Origin of the sequence: Mesorhizobium sp. M0626, from assembly GCF_040320665.1 — a bacterium.
Classification (GTDB): Bacteria; Pseudomonadota; Alphaproteobacteria; order Rhizobiales; family Rhizobiaceae; genus Mesorhizobium.
In genome coordinates this window covers 143803-161505 of sequence record NZ_JAMYQD010000007.1, presented here as the reverse complement: position 1 = coordinate 161505, position 17703 = coordinate 143803, and the positions used below count along the sequence as shown (strand labels likewise).

The window sequence follows — 17703 nt, the reverse complement described above, 5'->3', positions numbered from 1 at the left end:
GTTGGGCCTTGCGGCCAGCATCAGCTTTCAAAAATGGTTCCGGCATTTGCCGCCCGCGCCCGGTTGCGAGCGAGCGTGGCGATCGCCGTATCCTGCACGCCGGTGCCGGTGAGGTCGGCGATGGTGATGTCGCTGGGTGAGCGCCTTCCGTGCCGTTCGCCGGCGATGATCTGGCCGAGTTCGGTGACCGCGGCATCGGCTCCCATCACGCCCGATGCGATGGCGTGATGCAGTTCTCCCAGACGCCGTGTCTGCTTGGCGCTGTCGGCGACATAGAGATCGGCCATGCGCAGGATCGCCGGCGCGATCTCGTTCTTGTGTTCGGCATCCGAGCCCATGGCGGTGATGTGCTGCCCGGCAACGACAAAGCCGGCCTTGATCAGCGGCTCGGTCGAGGGCGTGGTGGTGACGATGATGTCGGCGCCGATGGTTGCTTTGGCTGCATCCGGCTCGGCGCGCACGAGAATGCCGAGCTTTTCGCGCAGCGCGCCTGCGGCCGTCTCCGCCTTGACCGCATCGCGCGCCCAGATACGTGCCTCGGCGATCGGCCGCACCAACATGAGCGCTTCGAGTTGCAGCCCGGCTTGCACGCCGGCGCCGAAGATTGCGGCGACGGACGAATCCGGCCGCGACAGATGCTTCGCCGCGACGGCGCCGGCAGCAGCGGTGCGGACATCTGTGAGATAGCCATTGTCCAGCAGCAGCGCCTCGACCACACCGGTTCTTGCCGAGAGCAACACCATCATGCCGCCCCCGCTGGGCAGACCGAGCTTCGGATTGTCGAAGAAGCCGGAGCTTATCTTAACGGCGAAACCGTCTATTCCAGGCACATAGGCCGACTTCACATCGACCTCGCCGCGCTGCTCGTGAATGTCCAACCGCAGGATCGGCGGCATCGCCACCGGCAATGTGGCGAGCGCGCGGAAAGCGTTTTCGACGCAGGCGGCCGCGTCGAGATCGAGCGGCACGATTGTGCGCAGTTCCTTCTCGGTGAGGATCGTCATCCGGCTCATGTGTCGCGCTCCATACTAGCGCGCACCACGAAGGATAGTGTTCCGTCGCACCCCCCTCTGGCCTGCCGGCCATCTCCCCCGCAAGGGGGGAGATTGGACTGCACTCCTGCCTTCGCCAATCTCCAGCGCAGCAAGAATAGCGACCGCATCGAAGCTGCCGATCTCCCCCCTTGCGGGGGAGATGTCCGGCAGGACAGAGGGGGGTGGGCGGGAATTCGGCGTGGGAGAGTTTTCATGCCGCGCGCTCCGCGATTGCGTCACCGCAGACGATCTTGCGATGCGTGTTCATGTCGATATTGCGGCCCGAGAGAAGAACGACCACCGGCCCGGTCGCCCTGACCTTGCCGGCGAGTAGCGCAGCGATGCCGACCGCACTGGCGCCTTCGACGATCTCGCGCTCTTGTTCATAGGCATGGCGGATGCCGGCGGCGATCTCGTCCTCGCTGAGCAGGATGACGTCGTCGAGCAGATCGCGGCACATGGCGAAGGTCAGCCGGTTGTCGAGACCGATGCCGCCGCCGAGCGAATCCGCCAGTGTCGGCAACTCCTCGACCTCGACCGGACGGCCGGCATCGAGGCTGGCCTTCATCGCCGCGCCGCGCGCCATCGAAACGCCGATGATTTTTGTCCCGGGGCTGACGCCCTTGACGGCGGCGGCGATGCCCGAGGCGAGTCCACCACCGGAGAGCTGCACCAGGACGAGAGCGGCATCCGGGACCTGCTCGATCATCTCCAGTCCGAGCGTGCCTTGCCCGGCGACGATGGCGGGATGGTCGAAGGGCGGCAACATCACCAGCCCCTCTTGCGCCACCAGCCGCTCGACCTCCTGCTGCGCCTCGTCCTGACTGTTGCCGATGATGCGGACATCCGCGCCAAGCCGACGGATTTCGTCGAGCTTGTTGCCCGGCACCAGTCGCGACATGCAGATCACCGCACGCATGCCTTCGAGCTTCGCAGCATGGGCCAGCGCACGGCCATGATTGCCGGTCGACGCCGCGACCACGCCGCGCGCCTTCTCCTCGGCGCTCAGCGAAGCAACGGCATTCGAGGCGCCGCGCAGCTTGAAGCTGCCGGTGGTCTGGCGGTGTTCAAGCTTGAGGTGGACGGGGATGCCCAGTCGTTCGGAAAGGCTGTGAGATAACCCTGTCGGCGTGCGTTCGATTTTGCCGGCAACTCGCTCCCGGGCGGCACGAATATCGTTAAGGGTGACTGTCGTCATGATCGTCAATCGCGCGGCAAAGGCAGCGTCATCAGACGGCCAAATTCGGGATGCGACGTCCCGTCGCCACACAACCGCAAACAATTCCAGGCGCTGGCCTGATTGCTGGTGACGACCGGGCGGTCGATCGCCTGTTCCATGCCGGGAACCGCGAGCGCTCCGCGCAATGCGGTGCAGGACACGAACAGTGCATCGGCCTGCGCATGCGTCGCCTCACGAGCCAGGTCGACGATCGCTGCCGGCGCAATGCGCGCCATCTCGCGATCGTCCTCGAAACCGAGACAGGTGAAGCTGAGGATATCGAAGCCACGTGCGGCGAAGTAAGCCGCCATCGGCCTGGAGGTTTGGACGGTGTAGGGGGTGAGGATGCTGATCTTTTTCGCGCCCAGCACCTGCAGCCCGCGCAGGCCGGCCATCGGCGGCGTGACCACAGGAACACCCGGCTTGGCAGACTGGATTGCGGCCTCGATTTCAGCGTCGCCAATCACCACCGAGGCCGAGGTGCAGGAGTAGCAGATCGCGTCGAGGTTTTCGTCGGGCAGGATCAGCGCCGCGCCCGCCGCAAGCTCCGGCTGCATCTTGCGCAAATTCTCCGGCGTAGTTGGATTCTTGTAGGGAATGCGCGCGACATAGACGCCGACCCGCTCGCTCGCCACCATGCGGCGAAAGTCCGGCTCGCTGGTGTGGTCGGTGGCAAGGATGATCAGGCCGACGCGCTTTTCCAGCGGACGCGCGTCGAGCGCCGGCATTGTCGGCGTCAGCCTGATTTTGGGCAGCGGTTTCATCTTGAGAATTACCTTTCGATCTTGCCGTAGCGATGTTCCAGCCAGCGCAGCAGCACGACCGAGAAGAGGCTGATGACGAGGAAGAAGGCGCCGACCAGCGTGATCGGCTCGATGTAGCGATAATAGGTGTTGGCGACGCTCTTGGCCTGGTTCATCAGCTCCAGCACGGTGATCGCCGACAGCAGCGGCGTCTCCTTGAACATGGCGATGAAATAGTTGGCCAAAGCCGGGATCATCGGTGGGATCGCTTGCGGAATGATGATGTTGGTCCAGGTCTGCGTGGCGCTCAGATTGCAGGCCTTGGCCGCCTCCCACTGGCCGCGCGGCACGTTGTCGATACCGGCGCGATAGACTTCCGCCGTGTAGGTGCCGTAGTGCAAGCCGAGCCCGATGACGCCGGCGACCAGCGGCGGCAACAGGATGCCGAAATCCGGCAGCACGTAGAAGATGAAATAGAGCTGCACCAGAAGTGGCGTGCCGCGGATGAATTCGGCCGCCCAGCCGACGGTGCGCGACAGGACCTTGTTGGGCGAGCGTCGCGCCAGCGCGATGCCCAGACCCACGATAGCGGCCAGCACGGAGCCGAGCAGCGTTGCCAGGATGGTGATCTTCACGCCCTGGATCAGCGTCGGCAGGATCTCCCAGACGAAGTTCCAATCCCAATCCATCAGGAGGCCCAATTTATCAGAAGGGCATTGGCCATCAGACGCGCACCCCGTCGAGGCCGCGCGCCATGCGGCGTTCCAGAGAACGCACGCCCCAGGAGATGATCAGCGCCAGGGCGAAATAGATGATCAGGATGGTGGTGAACGGCGCCAGCGTGTTGCCGGTCTGCGAGCGCACGACCTGCGCCTGAAAGGTGAGATCGGCGAGCGAGATCAGCGACACCACGGAGGTCGCCTTGAGCAGTTCGATGGCATTGTTGCCGAAGGTCGGCAGCATGACCAGCAGCGCCTGCGGCAGGATGACATGGCGCATGCCTTGCCAGCGGCCGAGGTTGAGCGCGATGCAGGCCTCATATTGTTCGCGGCCGACCGACTGGATGGCGCCGCGTACCACCTCGGCCGCATAGGCGCCGACATTGAGGCCCAGCGCCAGCACACCCGCCTGCAGCGGCGTCAGTTCGAGGCCGATCAACGGCAACACGAAATAGGCAAAAAACAGCTGCACGAAGATCGAGGTGCCGCGGAAGAATTCTATATAGGCGGTGGCCAGCCAGCGCAGCGCAAAGAAGCGCGACACGCGGCCCATGCCGGCGAGGAAGGCCATGATCAGGGCGAGCACCGACCCCATCAGCGTCAGCTCGATGGTGACAAGCGCTCCCTGCAATATCAGGCCGAGGTAGCCGGACCACTGGGTCATTCGGGTTCCAACGGTTGGGTTCTAGCTCCTTCTCCCCGTACACGGGGAGAAGGTGCCGGCAGACAGATGAGGGGCAGCGCTAAATTCTCAGAACCTGGCGCCGCCCATCATCCGGCCCTTCGGGCCACCTTCTCCCCGTGAACGGGGAGAAGGCAAAACGGCCCTATTTCGCCGCGCAGAGTTTGTCGCGCGTGGTCGACATCGCTGCTGCCGCCGAGAAGCCGTAGGGCTCGATGATCTTGGCGAACTCGCCGGATTTCTTCAGCTTGGCGAGCTCGACATCGAAGGCATCGCGCAGGGCCTCATCGCCTTTCTTGAAGGCGGCGCCGTCGCAATAGACCGGCGCGCCGACCACCGGGGCGATGACTTCGAGGTTCGGATCGTTGGCTTTCTTGACGAGGTCGTTGATCGACAGGACGGGAAGCGAATAGGCATCGATGCGACCGTCCTGCAGCATCTTCAGGCCGCTCTGGCCGTCCGGCACGACGATGACGCGCTCGCGCGGCACGCCGGCGTTGAGCGCCAGCTTCTCCTCGGTGCCGCCACCGGGCGCGCCGATGGTGGCTGACGTGTCCTTGGCGACGTCCTCGTAGCTCTTGAAGCCCTTCGGATTGCCCTTCTTGACCAACATCGCCTCGGCGTCGCACAGCACCGGCTCGGAATAGACGACCGCCGCGCAACGCTCCGGCTTCATGAACAGGCCGGCGGTGACGACGTCGAAGCGGCCGGCCTGCAGGCCGGGGATCATCGCGCCATATTCGGAGATCGAAGCGACGATGTCGGCAACACCGAGACGCTTGAAGACCTCGCGCGCCACGTCGGGCGCCGCACCCGAAACTTTGCCGTCGGCGGCGACCGCCGTATAGGGCGGCTCGTTGGCGATCGCGACGCGGGCAAAGCCCTGCGCCTTCAATTGCTCGAGCTTGCTGTCATCGGCCGAACCGGTGCTCGACGCGGCGAGCACCGCCGTCAGTGCGAGACCGGCGACGCCGGCCAGAATGCCAAGTTTCTTCATTGTTCCCAACTCCTTGTTGTCTTCTTGGTTTTGTCTGGGGCGGTCTTCCGCCCCGCAAAGCGGTCAGACACGATGTCCGGCTGCGATGATCTTCTTCAGGAAGCCTTGCGTGCGCTCCTGCTTTGGATGGCGGAAAATCTCGTCTGGTTTGCCCTCTTCGACGATCTTGCCGCGGTCGAAGAACAGCACGCGGTCGGCGAAGTCGTGGGCAAAGCCCATCTCGTGGGTGACCAGCAGCATGGTCATGTCGGTCTCTGCGGCGAGCTTGCGCATGACATTCATCACCTCCTCGACCAGCTCCGGATCGAGGGCCGACGTCACCTCGTCGAACAGCATGATCTTCGGCGACAATGCCAGCGCACGGGCAATCGCCACGCGCTGCTTCTGGCCGCCGGACAGCTGCGCCGGCATCGACTTCGCCTTGTCGGCCATGCCGACCATGTCGAGCAGTTCCATGGCCCGCTTTTCAGCGGCGGCGCGAGGCGTGCCCTTGGTCAGCATCGGCGCCAGCGTGACGTTATCCATGACGCATTTGTGCGGAAACAGATTGAACAGCTGGAAGACCATGCCGATCTTCTGCCGCATCTTGGTCAGGTGCCGCTCGTCGGCGGGCAGCAGCTGGCCGTTGCGCTCCATGTGATAGAGCTGCTCGCCATCGATCTGGATATGGCCGCCGTCGATCTTCTCCAGCGTCATCAGGATTCGCAGGATCGTCGTCTTGCCCGAGCCGGACGGGCCGATCAGCGCCAGCTTCTCGCCGGGCATGACCTGCATCGACAGGCCGTCCAGTACCTTGAACGAGCCGAAGCTCTTCGAAATGGCGTCGACCTTGATGATGGGTGAGGACAAATGAATTTCCCCTGCTGGAGAAGCCTGTGCCCTTAACGATGCGGAACGCGCCAAATCATGTCAATTGGGAAAATAAAATCATGACAATATTTCCGGCACTGCATGATTCCAGAGCAATTCCCGCTTAGATTGCGAGCAGCAGATGCTCCGGATCGCCAAGCAGCAACTTGGTGACAACGCCGAGGCCGGCGCGCAGTTCCCCCTCGGTGGTCGAGCCGAGCGAGATGCGCACCGCCGGATGCCAGGGCGCATCCGAGATGCGGAAGGAGGTGCCGGGCGCGATCGCCACGCCTTGCAGGCGGGCCTGGGCGACGAAGCTTTCCTCGGCACGGTCCGCGGGCAGTTGCAACCAGACATGCAGCCCGTCGCGCCTGGCGCGATAACCAACCCCGCCCAGCACCTCGGCTGCGATGTCCTGGCGGCGGCGCAATGCCGCGCGCTGCCAGCGAACGAGTTCCATCGCCGTGCCGTCGGTCACCCATTTGGTGGCGATCTCGGCCACCAGCGGCGTCGCCATCCAGTTCGACACCAGATGCCGGTTGGCAACGGCGGCGACATAGCGGTCGGGCGCCGCGAGATAGCCGATGCGCAGGCCAGGTACGGTGATCTTGGTGAAGGAAGTGACGTAGAGCGTGCGCTCCGGCGCAAAGGCGGCGACCGGCGGCGGCCGGTCCTCGATCAGCGGACCCAGCACATCGTTCTCGATGATGGCGATGTCGTGCTTGCGCGCGACCGCGGCGATCTCTTCGCGCCGCCGAGCGTCCATCAGCGTCGCCGTCGGGTTGATCACCGACGGTTGCACGAATACCGCGCGAATGTCGGTGAGCCGGCAGACCTCGTCCAACGCCTCCGGGATCAGGCCATTGCCGTCGATCGGCAGGCCTTCCAGGTTGAAGCCGAGATAGCGCGCCAGCGGCACCAGCGTGTGGTGGCCGATGGCCTCGGTGGCGACAGTCGATCCCGGCGGCGCAACGCTCATCAGCGCCACGGTCATCCCGGCGGTCGCGCCATTGGTCAGGCTGATATTCTGTGCGGAGGTGTCGAGCCCACACAGTTTCAGCCATTCGACAGCCACCGCGCGGTGACGCGGGAACACCATGTTGGGCCGGAACGACAACGCCGAACTGGATGGCAGGTTTTCGGCCAGCCAGCCCAGCGCCTGCTTCAGCCGCTCCAAATGCATCGGCTCGCAGACCGGCTTCAGGATTGACAGATCGATGACCTCGCCGAGGCGCTCCGGCAGATAGGGCGGCTCCGGGTCGCGGCGCTGCGTCTGGACAAAGCTGCCACGGCCGATCTCGCCCGAAATCAGGCCGCGCCGGATCAGTTCTTCGTAGGCGCGGCTGACCGTCTGCACCGACAGTTTTAAATCGTCTGCCAGCCTTCGATGCGTTGGAAGCCGCGCGCCGTTGGCCAGCCGCCCGTCATGAATGGCGCGGGCGAACTGGTCGGCCAGCGTTTGATAGGCTGGCCGACGGATGAGCGCAGGGTCGGGTTGCCATGATGTCATGACTTAATAGAGATCGAAATCAGTGCAATTGACAATCGAAATAATGCGCCGTCATGGTGATGCCGACAAAAAGCGGACGCCGATGACATCGAAACTCGACGCGGTCGACCTCAGGATACTCGACGCCATCCAGCGCGACGGGCGCATCACCAAGCTGGCGCTGGCCGAACAGGTCGGGCTGTCGCCGACGCCGTGCTGGATGCGGCTGCGCAAGCTGGAGAAGGCAGGCATCGTCTCGGGCTACCACGCCAGGATCGCCATGCGCGTGGTGGCGCCGGTCGCCACCGTGTTGATGGAGGTGACGCTGGCCAGCCATCGCCAGGCCGATTTCGACCGCTTCGAACGCGTCATCCGCGACATCCCCGAAATCGTCGCCTGCTGGTCGGTGGGCGGCGGCGTCGACTATGTGGTCAAGGTGATGACGCGCGACATCGACGCCTATCAGCGGCTGGTCGACGACCTGCTGGAGCGCGAGATCGGCATCGACCGCTACTTCACCTACATCGTCACCAAGACGGTGAAGGACGAAATCGTGCTGCCGATAGCCGACCTGCTGCCGGCGTCGGCATAAGCCCGGAGAGAATGTCTGTCGGGACGGCACAATAGAGAGAGTCTCTCTCCTTCAGGGCGTCGAAACAGTCTCTCTGTCTGCATGTGACGGATAGTCTTCCCGCATCGTCCGAACCGGGAGGCCTCGACCATGTCCGCGCATTTTGCCCGCTCGCATCGCCATGAGGCGCTCGACCGCCTCTCCGACCGCCGGCTGCTGCGCGAGCTTGCCTATGTCGATGGGCATTGGACCGCGAGCGAAGCGGCCGAAAGCTTTGAAGTCACCGATCCGGCCACAGGCGCGACGGTCGCGTTTGTCGCCGCGCTCGATGCGCAGCAAACGACAAGGGCAATCGGTGCCGCCGCGCGTGCCTTCCCGGCTTGGCGGTCACTGCTGCCGCAGGAGCGGTCGAGAATTCTGCGAAAATGGTTCGAGCTGATCATCGCGGCGAAAGACGACCTTGCCCTGCTGATGACTTTGGAACAAGGCAAGCCGCTGCAGGAATCGCTCGGCGAAATCGACTATGCCGCCTCTTTCGTCGAATGGTATGCCGAAGAGGCAAAGCGCCTCAACGCCGAGAGCGTCACCAGCCATCTGCCGAATGCCGAGATGATGGTGAGGCGCGAGCCGCTCGGCGTTGTCGGCGTCGTCACGCCCTGGAATTTTCCGGCGGCGATGCTGACCCGCAAGGCGGCCGCCGCACTCGCCGCCGGCTGCACCATCGTCGCACACCCGTCCTCGGAGACGCCGCTGTCGGCGCTGGCGCTGGCTGAACTCGGCGAGCGCGCCGGCCTGCCCGCCGGTGTCTTCAACGTCATCACCGGCAAGGCAGCGACGATCGTCGGGCGCATGTGCGAAGACCCGCGCGTCCGCGCCATGAGTTTTACCGGCTCGACGGAGATCGGCCGGTTGATCGCCGCACAGTGTGCTCCGACGATGAAGCGGCTGGTGATGGAGCTTGGCGGCCATGCGCCGCTGATCGTCTTTGCCGACGCCGATGTCGACAACGCAGTGAGCATTGCCATCGATGCCAAGTTTGCAACGTCAGGCCAGGACTGCCTTGCCGCCAACCGCATCTATGTCCAGCGCCCGATCTACGATCGCTTCTGCGCCGCCTTTGCCGAGCGCATCGAGGCGCTGCGGACCGGCAATGGGCTTGTCGAAAAGATCGATATCGGACCGCTGATGCATGAGCGCGCCGTGACCAAGGTCGAGGAACAGGTCGCCGATGCCGTCGCCCATGGCGCGCGCTGCCTCACCGGCGGCAAGCGGCATCAGGCCGGGCCGCTGTTCTACCAGCCGACGTTGCTGGCCGATGTCAGCGACGAAGCGCTGATCATGCGCGAGGAGACCTTTGGGCCGGTCGCCGCAGTCACGCCGTTCGACAGTGAGGACGAGGTGATCGCCCGTGCCAACGCCACAGAATATGGCCTCGTCGCCTATGTCGTTACCGAGAATGGCGCCCGCCAGCAACGTATGGGCCGCGCGCTCGACTACGGCATGGTCGCCATCAACCGCGTCAAGATCACCGGAGCGCCGATCCCCTTCGGCGGCGTCAAGCAATCCGGCATCGGCCGCGAAGGCTCGCGCCACGGGCTCGAAGCTTTCACCGATCTGAAGTACCTCTGTCTGGACGTCACATAGTCCGTCCGGCCATCTCTCAAGGAGTCAAAAAATGCTCGACCAGTCCAACGAACTCAACGCCTGGGATCGCGACCATTTCTTCCATCCTTCGACCCATATGGGCACGCATGCGCGGGGCGAGAGCCCGACCCGCATCATGGCCGGCGGTGAAGGCGTCACCGTCTGGGACAACAATGGCAAGAAGAGCATCGATGCCTTTGCCGGTCTCTATTGCGTCAATGTCGGCTATGGCCGCCAAAAGATCGCGGATGCCATCGCCACCCAGGCGAAGAACCTCGCCTATTACCACGCCTATGTCGGCCACGGCACCGAGGCTTCGATCACACTGGCCAAGATGATCATCGACCGCGCGCCGAAGGGCATGTCGAGGGTCTATTTCGGCCTCTCGGGTTCGGATGCCAACGAGACCAACATCAAGCTGATCTGGTACTACAACAACGTGCTTGGGCGGCCGGAGAAGAAGAAGATCATCTCGCGCTGGCGCGGCTATCACGGTTCGGGCGTGATGACGGGATCACTGACCGGGCTCGACCTGTTCCACAACGCCTTCGACCTGCCGCGCGCGCCGGTCCTGCACACCGAAGCGCCCTACTATTTCCGCCGCGCCGACCGCTCGATGAGCGAGGAGCAGTTCTCGCAGCATTGCGCCGACAGACTGGAAGAGATGATCCTGGCCGAAGGTCCCGAAACCGTCGCCGCCTTCATCGGCGAGCCGATCCTCGGTACTGGCGGCATCGTGCCGCCGCCGGCCGGCTACTGGGAGAAGATCCAGGCGGTGCTGAAGAAGTATGACGTGCTGCTGGTCGCCGACGAGGTGGTGACGGGCTTCGGCCGTCTGGGCACCATGTTCGGCTCCGACCATTACGGCATCAAGCCAGACCTCATCACCATCGCCAAGGGGCTGACCTCGGCCTACGCGCCGCTGTCGGGCGTCATCGTTGCCGACAAGATGTGGCAGGTGCTGGTGCAGGGCTCCGACAAGCTCGGTTCGCTCGGCCATGGCTGGACCTATGCCGCGCATCCGATCTGCGTCGCCGCAGGTGTCGCCAATCTCGAACTGATCGACGAACTGGACCTGGTGACGAACGCCGGTGAGACCGGCGCTTATTTCCGCGCCGAACTGACCAAGGCTGTCGGCGGGCACAGACACGTCGGCGACGTGCGCGGCGACGGCATGCTGGCGGCGGTCGAATTTGTCGCCGACAAGGACGACCGGGTGTTCTTCGACGCCTCGCTCAAGATCGGGCCGCAAGTGGCGACAGCACTTGCCGCCAGCGGCGTCATCGGCCGCGCCATGCCGCAGGGCGACATACTAGGCTTCGCGCCGCCGCTCTGCCTGACGCGTGAGGAAGCCGACATCGTCGTTTCCAAAACCGCCGATGCCGTCAACAGCGTGTTTTCCAATCTCTGAGATCGACCGTGAATGCCATGACCAAGACCCTCCCCGCCACCATGGCCGCCGTGCTGCTCACCGGGCATGGCGGACCGGAAAAGCTCGTCTATCGCAGCGATGTGAAAGTGCCTGTGCCTGCCGCCGGCGAGGTGCTGGTTAAGGTCAGCGCTTGCGGTATGAACAACACCGATGTCTGGGTACGCCAGGGCGCCTATGGCACGGAGGAGGACGCTGCCGCCGTGTCGACGTGGCGGCGGCAAGGCAACACGCTTACCTTCCCGCGCATCCAGGGCACCGACACGGTCGGCACCATCGCTGCCGTCGGCGAAGGCGTTTCCCCGGGCCGTATCGGCGAACGGGTAATGGTCGACTTTTCGATCTACAACCGCGACGACGATTCGCTCGCCGACATCGACTATATGGGCCACGGTCGCGACGGCGGGTACGCCGAGTACCAGACGGTGCCGGGCGAGAATGCGCATGTCGTCGATACTGAAATGAGCGACGTCGAACTCGCCACCTTCTGCTGCGCCTACCTCACCGGCGAACAGATGCTGGAGCGCTCCGGGCTGAAAGCCGGCGAACGCGTGCTGGTCACCGGCGCCTCGGGCGGCGTCGGTTCCGGCATCGTGCAGCTGGCGCGGGCGCGCGGCGCCATTCCCTATGCGGTCGTCGGCAAGGGCAAGGAGCAGGCGGTGCGCGACATCGGCGCCGAAGCGGTCATTACCCGGGGCGTTGCCGATCTTCCCGCCGCCGTGAATGAAGCCACTGGCGACCAGCCGATCGATGTGGTCGCCGATCTCGTCGGCGGCGCGATCTTCAACGACCTGCTGCGCATCCTGCGACCTGAAGGCCGCTACACCACGGCAGGCGCCATCGCCGGCCCGGTCGTGCAGCTCGATCTCCGGACCATGTATCTCAAGCAGCTGCAACTGCATGGCTCAAGCCAGGGCACCCGCGCCGACTTCCGCCGCATCGTCGGTTATATCGAGGCGAAGAAGATCCGACCGCTGGTCGGCGGCGTCTACAGGCTCTCCGATTTTCAAAAGGCGCAGGCAGACTTCATCGCCAAGGACTTTGTCGGCAAGCTGGTGGTTGTGCCGGACGCCATGTGGAACATCCGGGCATAACGGCTCCCCAACGCTCCTACGTCAGAGCGCGTCGTAAACGGCATCAATCAATACCTTGCGGCGTGGATCGACGTCGTCGAAACCCAGCATGCGGTTGGTGACGTAGCCGAATCCGACGCCGGCGCCGGATCGGCAAAACCGAGGGCGCCGCCCCAGCCGCCATCGCAGCGACGCGCGGCTGGCATAGGCGGCGTCGTCGAGTTGAAAGCCGGCGGCGAATTGCCGGCGCTTGAGACATAGCGCGCATGAGGCGAACCGGAATCATCGCAACGAATGCAATCCACAGGCCGGCAACCAGACCCTGCATCTTGACAGACGAGGCGAAAGCCAAAAGAGTGAAACCGGTTTCACTGGAGACCACCGGTGCATTTCGACCTGTCCATTCTTCTGCCGCATCTGGGTTTTCTGGCGCGCGGCGCCGAACTCACGGCGGCGGCTTGCGCGCTGTCGCTGGTGGGAAGCGTCGTCATGGGCGCGTTGGTGGCGATCGCACGCACCTCCGCCTCGGCACTGCTTCGACGGATCGCCTTCGTCTATGTCGATCTCTTCCGCAATGTGCCGTTCATCGTCCAGCTGTTCTTCTTCTATTACGGCCTGCCCGAGCTCGGCATTTACATCGATGCCTTCACCACCGGCGTCGTGGCGCTTTCGATTGCCGGCGGCGCCTATGCCTCAGACATCATTCGCGCCGGCATCCTCGCCATCGACCAGGGCATCATCGACGCCGCTGAAGTGAGCGGCCTGTCCAGGCGCAAGATCTTCACCCGCATCGTGCTGCCGATTGCGCTGCGCACCTCCGTGCGACCGCTCGGATCCGTGCTCATCAACATGATCCTTACGTCCTCGATCCTCTCGACCATCACGCTCAACGAGCTCACCGGCTCGGCCCAGATCGTGGTCTCGCAGACCTATCGGCCCTTCGAGGTCTATGTGGTGCTGCTCTGTGCCTATGCGGCCCTGACCTATCTGGTCTCGCTGGGCGTCACCCTGCTCCACCGCCATCTCAATCGGGACATGATGGAGGCGGTCGACTGATGCGGTTCAGCGACTTCACCTCCTACGACCTGATCCTGCTGGCGCAAGGTCTCGGCACCAACATCGCGCTGTTTCTCGTCACCTCTCTGATCGGACTGCTGATTGGCCTGAGCTGGGCGTTGGTGCGGTTCTACCGTGTGCCGGTTCTGGCCCAGGTCGTCACCTTCCTGTCGGAGCTGTTGAAGAACTCGCCGGTGTTGGTGCAGCTGTTCCTGGTGTTCTTCGGCCTGCCGGCGCTGTTGCATATAAGGGTGACGCCGGTCACCGCAGCGACCATCACTCTGTCGGCGAACACCGCGGCATTCGTCTATGTCATCGCGGTCTCGGCGATCGAGTCGATCGAACGCGAGCAGGTCGAGGCCGCGCGTGTCTTCGGCCTGACCCGGTGGCAGGTCCTGCGCCATATCGTTTCGCCCCAGGCTGCCGCCTTCGCGGTCGGCCCGCTCGTCGCGCTGCTGGTCAACCAGCTTCAGGTGACGTCGCTGATTTCTGTCATCGGCGTCGTCGACCTGACCAAGATTGGCCACATCCTCAACATGCGAACCTTGAAGCCGTTCGCGGTCTGGACCGTCGTCGGGCTGCTCTACTATGGCGCGGCAAAGCTGGTCGCCCTGCTTGGCGAGCGTCTTGAAAACCGCCTGCGGGCGCACAGCGCCTGGCGGGGGCTTTAACATGCTCAAGATCGAAAACGTGCACAAAGCGTTCGGCGAGGTCACTGTGCTGGACGGCGTCGACCTGACGATCGCGCCCGGCGAAGTGGTCTCGATCCTCGGGTCGTCGGGGTCCGGCAAGTCGACACTAATCCGTTGCATCAACGGCCTCGAAAAGCTGAAGTCGGGCCGCATCACGGTCGACGATTTCGATGTCAGCAAGCCGAAGGAGCTGGCCGAGGCGCGCAAGCGCTCAGGCACCGTCTTCCAGCTGTTCAACCTCTATCCGCATATGAGCGCGCTTCAGAACATTACGCTCGCCCCGATCGAGGTGCTGAAGATGCCGCGCCCTGAGGCCGAGGCGCTGGCGCGCAAGCTGCTCGAGTCCGTCGGCCTCGCCGATCGGGCCAACGCCTACCCGGCGCAGTTGTCGGGCGGGCAGCGCCAGCGTGTCGGCATCTGCCGGGCGCTCGCCATGCAGCCGCGCTATCTGCTGCTCGATGAAGTGACCAGCGCGCTCGACCCGGAAATGACTTCCGAGGTGCTGGCCATCCTGGCAAAGCTCGCCGCGCAAGGCACGACGATGCTGTTCGTCACCCACGAGATCGAATTCGCGCGCGAGATTTCCAACCGCATCGTCTTCCTCGACAAGGGCAGGCTGGTGGTCGATCTGCCAACGGATCGTTTCTTCGCCGCGGACGGCGGCCGGGCGCAGCCGCGGGTTGCGCAGTTTCTCTCCAAGATGCGCAAGGACTAGGAATGCTGCTGTTAGCCAACAACGAAGCATGGCCGGGATTCGAAACCTCGGTGCAAATGCTGCGCGATGGCGCCGTCAGCCTGGACGCGATGGTTGCCGGCATCGGCATGGTGGAGAAAGAGGTCAAGGTTCGCAGCGTCGGTTATGGCGGCTGGCCGAACATGCTGGGCGAGATGGAGTTCGACGCCGGCGTCATGGACGGCAATACAAGAGAGGTCGGTTCAGTCGGCGCCGTGCCAAGGACCTTGGCGGTCGCTGCCCTGGCGCAGCAGGTAATGAAGCGCCTGCCGCATGTGATGCTGACCGGCGAAGGGGCGCGGCGCTTTGCCAGCGAAATCGGTTTTGCCGAAGACGAAGTCTTGTTCGAGGACAGCAAGCGCGTCTGGTGGGTGCGGCTGCAACAGGAACTCACACCGCAACAGCTGGCGAAATTCCCCGATATCGATCTGGCGCCGCTCAGCCGTACTATCACCGATCCCGAGCGGGTCCGCGACACCACCGTCTTCCTGTCGGCGGATGCGCGGCGCGGCATCCATGCCGCGACTTCGACCTCGGGCTGGGCCTGGAAATATCCGGGCCGGCTCGGCGATTCTCCTATTCCCGGCGCAGGCTTTTACGCCGACAGCCGCTATGGCGCGGCGGCGTGCACCCACACCGGCGAGATGACGATGCGTTGCGCGACCGCGCGGACCGTCGTGCTGGCCATGAAGCTTGGCCGATCCCTGTCGGATGCGGTCGCGCTGGCGGTCGAGGAACTGGCTGAACTCGACACCGGCTTCCTGGCCGGAGTGGTCATCCACGCCGTGGACGCCGAGCAGAACCACGAGGTGGTGAATTTCAGATGCGAGGGCGAGGTCCGCTACTGGCTCTGGAAGGATTCTATGTCCGCACCCGAATTGCGGGCGGCAAGACGCGTCACTTGAAAATAAGGAGAGGAACCATGAAAACCGTACTGCGTGCCTTCGCCGCGCTGGCCATCGTGGCCGGTTCGGCATTTCCAGCCCTTGCCGGCATGATTGACGACATCCGCTCACGCGGCACCATTCGCATCGGCGTATCGCTCGGCGGCGAGCCGATCGGCTTTCGGGATGCACAAAACAACCCTGTCGGCTACGATGTCGATGTCGCGACGCTGCTGGCGCAAAAGCTCGGCGTGCCGGTCGAGTTCGTCGACGTCTCGGGCGATGCGCGTATTTCCATGCTGGTGTCGGGACAGATCGATGTCGCGGTCGCAAACACCTCGGCAACGCTCGAGCGGGCCAAGACCGTCAACTTCACCATCCCCTACAACCGGGCCGGGCTGCGCGTCATCGTCCAGAAGGATGCCGGGATAACCGACCTCAAGGGGCTCGCCGGCAAGAAGGTTGTCGTCGGCCGCGGCACCACGGGCGAAACCTTCCTCAAGGCAGCCGTGCCGGACGCAGAGCTCGTCTATGTCGACCAGTTCGCGCCCGACGGGGTTCTGCAGCTGCAACAGAAGCGCGTCGATGCGGCGATCGAGGATTCCTCGCTGCTCGATTACCTCGCAACCAAGACACCGAGCCTGGTGACGCTGCCTGGCCTCTATTCCAACGATCCGATCGGCATCGCGGTCGCCAAGGGCGATCCCGAATTCGTCCGCTGGCTCGACATGTTCGTGTCCGACTTCATCCAGTCGGGCACCTACGAGGCGACCTACAAGAAGTGGTGGGGGCCGGGCTCCAACCCGCCGGCGCTCAACCCGCTGTGGTGACACCCACTACCGGCAACCGATCGGCGCACAGTCGAGGCGCCGTCGCAACGATCGCCGATGTCGCGCGGCTGGCAGGCGTGTCGCGTGCCGCGGCCAGCCGTGCGCTGTCGAGCGGACCGCGACCGGTCTCGGCGGACAAACGCGAACGTGTCGTGCAGGCCGCCGCGCAGCTCGGCTACAAACCCAATCTCCTGGCGCAAAGCCTGACCACCAAGACCGTCAATCTGGTTGCCGTCGTGGTCAACCACATTCACGACCTTTCAGATCTCGACCTGTTCGACCGGCTGCTCGACGCAATCCAGTCGATCGGCAAGCAGGTCATCCTCATCCGCATCGGCTCGGCGGAAGGGGTCGAGGATTTTCTGCGCAACGGCGTTGCCTATCATGTCGATGCCGCCGTGGTGTTCTCCGACTTTGCCGATGCAGCGACGGTGCGGCGCATGTTTCGCTCGAACCTGGTCATCATGCTGAACGGACTGCATGACGATCTGTCACCCACCGTCATTCCCGATGAAGGCGTCGGCATCGCCGAGGCCGTGGCGGATGCGGCGGCCAAGCGCGCGCGCACGGCCAGCCTGCTGACCGGCCGTTCGTCCTCGCGAGTCGAACAGCTGCGCATCGGCCACTACCTCGGAGCGTTCCGGCATCATGGAATTGAACTGCTGCAGACGGTCCAGGGAGACTATTCCTACGAGTCGGGCTATGCGGCAGCCGCCGGCCTGACGGGACGCGGCTGTCCCGATGCGGTCTTTTGTACGTCCGACGCGATGGCCATGGGTGTTCTGGATGTCTGCCGGGCGGATTTCCCCGACAGCCGGCCCAGCCGCTTCCGCCTCTATGGCTTCGACAATGTGTCCCTGACCAATTTCGACGCCTACCCGATATCGTCAATCGGCTACGACAAATCAGACTATGTGGGTCATATCGTTGGCGCCCTCTCCAATCCGCAGGTCTTCATGCCCGGCCAGCCGCCTGTCGTTATATTGACCCGGCTGATTTCGCGCTTGACCGCGTAACCAGCGCCGATGTTGGACTGCTTGTCCGGCGTCGATCTCCCAG

At 64.1% G+C, this 17703-nt stretch carries 18 protein-coding genes; 10 read left to right on the top strand and 8 right to left on the bottom strand.

All coding sequences use genetic code 11. The features are described from left to right. Window positions 1-20: 20 nt before the first annotated feature. The 8 genes from NKI37_RS10835 to ehuR all read right to left on the bottom strand — a co-directional run bounded on the left by NKI37_RS10835 (window position 21) and on the right by ehuR (window position 7753). Window positions 21-1013: a cyclodeaminase gene (locus NKI37_RS10835; RefSeq protein WP_031214548.1), complete on the bottom strand. Its 993-nt coding sequence runs from the start codon at window positions 1011-1013 to the stop codon at window positions 21-23. 232 nt (window positions 1014-1245) lie between these two features. After that, window positions 1246-2232 carry a hydroxyectoine utilization dehydratase EutB gene (eutB, locus tag NKI37_RS10830; protein ID WP_352787613.1) on the bottom strand — a complete coding sequence of 329 codons (987 nt, stop codon included), beginning with the start codon at window positions 2230-2232 and terminating at the stop codon, window positions 1246-1248. Between the two features lie 5 nt (window positions 2233-2237). Next, window positions 2238-3017 (bottom strand): ectoine utilization protein EutA, encoded by a 780-nt coding sequence (gene eutA / locus NKI37_RS10825; protein WP_023747990.1) that lies wholly within the window; start codon window positions 3015-3017, stop codon window positions 2238-2240. Between the two features lie 8 nt (window positions 3018-3025). Next, a complete protein-coding gene (gene ehuD / locus NKI37_RS10820) occupies window positions 3026-3685 on the bottom strand; it encodes an ectoine/hydroxyectoine ABC transporter permease subunit EhuD (RefSeq protein WP_023686970.1) in 660 nt (219 codons plus the stop codon). 34 nt (window positions 3686-3719) lie between these two features. Then, window positions 3720-4379, bottom strand: coding sequence for an ectoine/hydroxyectoine ABC transporter permease subunit EhuC (ehuC, locus tag NKI37_RS10815; protein ID WP_023667875.1), 660 nt, complete (start codon window positions 4377-4379; stop codon window positions 3720-3722). Window positions 4380-4542: 163 nt separating this feature from the next. Beyond that, a complete protein-coding gene (gene ehuB / locus NKI37_RS10810; RefSeq protein WP_023682674.1) occupies window positions 4543-5394 on the bottom strand; it encodes an ectoine/hydroxyectoine ABC transporter substrate-binding protein EhuB in 852 nt (283 codons plus the stop codon). Window positions 5395-5457: 63 nt separating this feature from the next. Then, on the bottom strand, window positions 5458-6243 hold the full coding sequence (gene ehuA, locus NKI37_RS10805) for an ectoine/hydroxyectoine ABC transporter ATP-binding protein EhuA (RefSeq protein WP_023682675.1): 786 nt from the start codon (window positions 6241-6243) through the stop codon (window positions 5458-5460). A 124-nt stretch (window positions 6244-6367) separates the two neighbouring features. Continuing rightward, entirely contained in the window at window positions 6368-7753 is a 1386-nt protein-coding gene (gene ehuR, locus NKI37_RS10800; RefSeq protein WP_023682676.1) for a MocR-like ectoine utilization transcription factor EhuR, read from the bottom strand. A gap of 82 nt (window positions 7754-7835) precedes the next feature. On the opposite strand from ehuR, the gene NKI37_RS10795 reads away from it, so the two are divergent. The 10 genes from NKI37_RS10795 (at window position 7836) to NKI37_RS10750 (ending at window position 17660) form a co-directional block, all read left to right on the top strand. After that, complete coding sequence (locus tag NKI37_RS10795) at window positions 7836-8324, top strand: Lrp/AsnC family transcriptional regulator (RefSeq protein ID WP_023686966.1); 489 nt, start codon at window positions 7836-7838, stop codon at window positions 8322-8324. 129 nt (window positions 8325-8453) lie between these two features. Beyond that, window positions 8454-9947, top strand: a complete 1494-nt coding sequence (locus NKI37_RS10790) for an NAD-dependent succinate-semialdehyde dehydrogenase (protein WP_023686965.1) — start codon at window positions 8454-8456, stop codon at window positions 9945-9947. Between the two features lie 31 nt (window positions 9948-9978). After that, window positions 9979-11358: an aspartate aminotransferase family protein gene (locus tag NKI37_RS10785; protein WP_023686964.1), complete on the top strand. Its 1380-nt coding sequence runs from the start codon at window positions 9979-9981 to the stop codon at window positions 11356-11358. A gap of 17 nt (window positions 11359-11375) precedes the next feature. Next, window positions 11376-12470 (top strand): alcohol dehydrogenase family protein, encoded by a 1095-nt coding sequence (locus tag NKI37_RS10780; RefSeq protein WP_032899967.1) that lies wholly within the window; start codon window positions 11376-11378, stop codon window positions 12468-12470. Between the two features lie 363 nt (window positions 12471-12833). After that, the gene (locus NKI37_RS10775; RefSeq protein WP_023827980.1) at window positions 12834-13505 is read left to right on the top strand and encodes an amino acid ABC transporter permease; all 672 of its coding nucleotides are present in this window, start codon (window positions 12834-12836) and stop codon (window positions 13503-13505) included. After that, the gene (locus NKI37_RS10770; protein WP_023825949.1) at window positions 13505-14176 is read left to right on the top strand and encodes an amino acid ABC transporter permease; all 672 of its coding nucleotides are present in this window, start codon (window positions 13505-13507) and stop codon (window positions 14174-14176) included. Before NKI37_RS10775 ends, NKI37_RS10770 begins: the two co-directional genes overlap by 1 nt. Before the next feature lies 1 nt (window position 14177). Next, window positions 14178-14912: an amino acid ABC transporter ATP-binding protein gene (locus NKI37_RS10765; protein WP_023699816.1), complete on the top strand. Its 735-nt coding sequence runs from the start codon at window positions 14178-14180 to the stop codon at window positions 14910-14912. A gap of 2 nt (window positions 14913-14914) precedes the next feature. Next, on the top strand, window positions 14915-15835 hold the full coding sequence (locus tag NKI37_RS10760; protein WP_023714893.1) for an isoaspartyl peptidase/L-asparaginase: 921 nt from the start codon (window positions 14915-14917) through the stop codon (window positions 15833-15835). A 17-nt stretch (window positions 15836-15852) separates the two neighbouring features. After that, window positions 15853-16644, top strand: a complete 792-nt coding sequence (locus NKI37_RS10755) for a transporter substrate-binding domain-containing protein (RefSeq protein WP_023667863.1) — start codon at window positions 15853-15855, stop codon at window positions 16642-16644. Next, window positions 16638-17660 carry a LacI family DNA-binding transcriptional regulator gene (locus NKI37_RS10750; protein WP_023827979.1) on the top strand — a complete coding sequence of 341 codons (1023 nt, stop codon included), beginning with the start codon at window positions 16638-16640 and terminating at the stop codon, window positions 17658-17660. Before NKI37_RS10755 ends, NKI37_RS10750 begins: the two co-directional genes overlap by 7 nt. Window positions 17661-17703: the final 43 nt, after the last annotated feature.

Coding starts and splice junctions, on each gene's coding strand:
- NKI37_RS10835 (WP_031214548.1), bottom strand. CDS start 1,013: ATGAGCCGGATGACGATCCTCACCGAGAAGGAACTGCGCACAATCGTG.
- eutB (WP_352787613.1), bottom strand. CDS start 2,232: ATGACGACAGTCACCCTTAACGATATTCGTGCCGCCCGGGAGCGAGTT.
- eutA (WP_023747990.1), bottom strand. CDS start 3,017: ATGAAACCGCTGCCCAAAATCAGGCTGACGCCGACAATGCCGGCGCTC.
- ehuD (WP_023686970.1), bottom strand. CDS start 3,685: ATGGATTGGGATTGGAACTTCGTCTGGGAGATCCTGCCGACGCTGATC.
- ehuC (WP_023667875.1), bottom strand. CDS start 4,379: ATGACCCAGTGGTCCGGCTACCTCGGCCTGATATTGCAGGGAGCGCTT.
- ehuB (WP_023682674.1), bottom strand. CDS start 5,394: ATGAAGAAACTTGGCATTCTGGCCGGCGTCGCCGGTCTCGCACTGACG.
- ehuR (WP_023682676.1), bottom strand. CDS start 7,753: ATGACATCATGGCAACCCGACCCTGCGCTCATCCGTCGGCCAGCCTAT.
- NKI37_RS10795 (WP_023686966.1), top strand. CDS start 7,836: ATGACATCGAAACTCGACGCGGTCGACCTCAGGATACTCGACGCCATC.
- NKI37_RS10790 (WP_023686965.1), top strand. CDS start 8,454: ATGTCCGCGCATTTTGCCCGCTCGCATCGCCATGAGGCGCTCGACCGC.
- NKI37_RS10785 (WP_023686964.1), top strand. CDS start 9,979: ATGCTCGACCAGTCCAACGAACTCAACGCCTGGGATCGCGACCATTTC.
- NKI37_RS10780 (WP_032899967.1), top strand. CDS start 11,376: ATGACCAAGACCCTCCCCGCCACCATGGCCGCCGTGCTGCTCACCGGG.
- NKI37_RS10770 (WP_023825949.1), top strand. CDS start 13,505: ATGCGGTTCAGCGACTTCACCTCCTACGACCTGATCCTGCTGGCGCAA.
- NKI37_RS10765 (WP_023699816.1), top strand. CDS start 14,178: ATGCTCAAGATCGAAAACGTGCACAAAGCGTTCGGCGAGGTCACTGTG.
- NKI37_RS10760 (WP_023714893.1), top strand. CDS start 14,915: ATGCTGCTGTTAGCCAACAACGAAGCATGGCCGGGATTCGAAACCTCG.
- NKI37_RS10755 (WP_023667863.1), top strand. CDS start 15,853: ATGAAAACCGTACTGCGTGCCTTCGCCGCGCTGGCCATCGTGGCCGGT.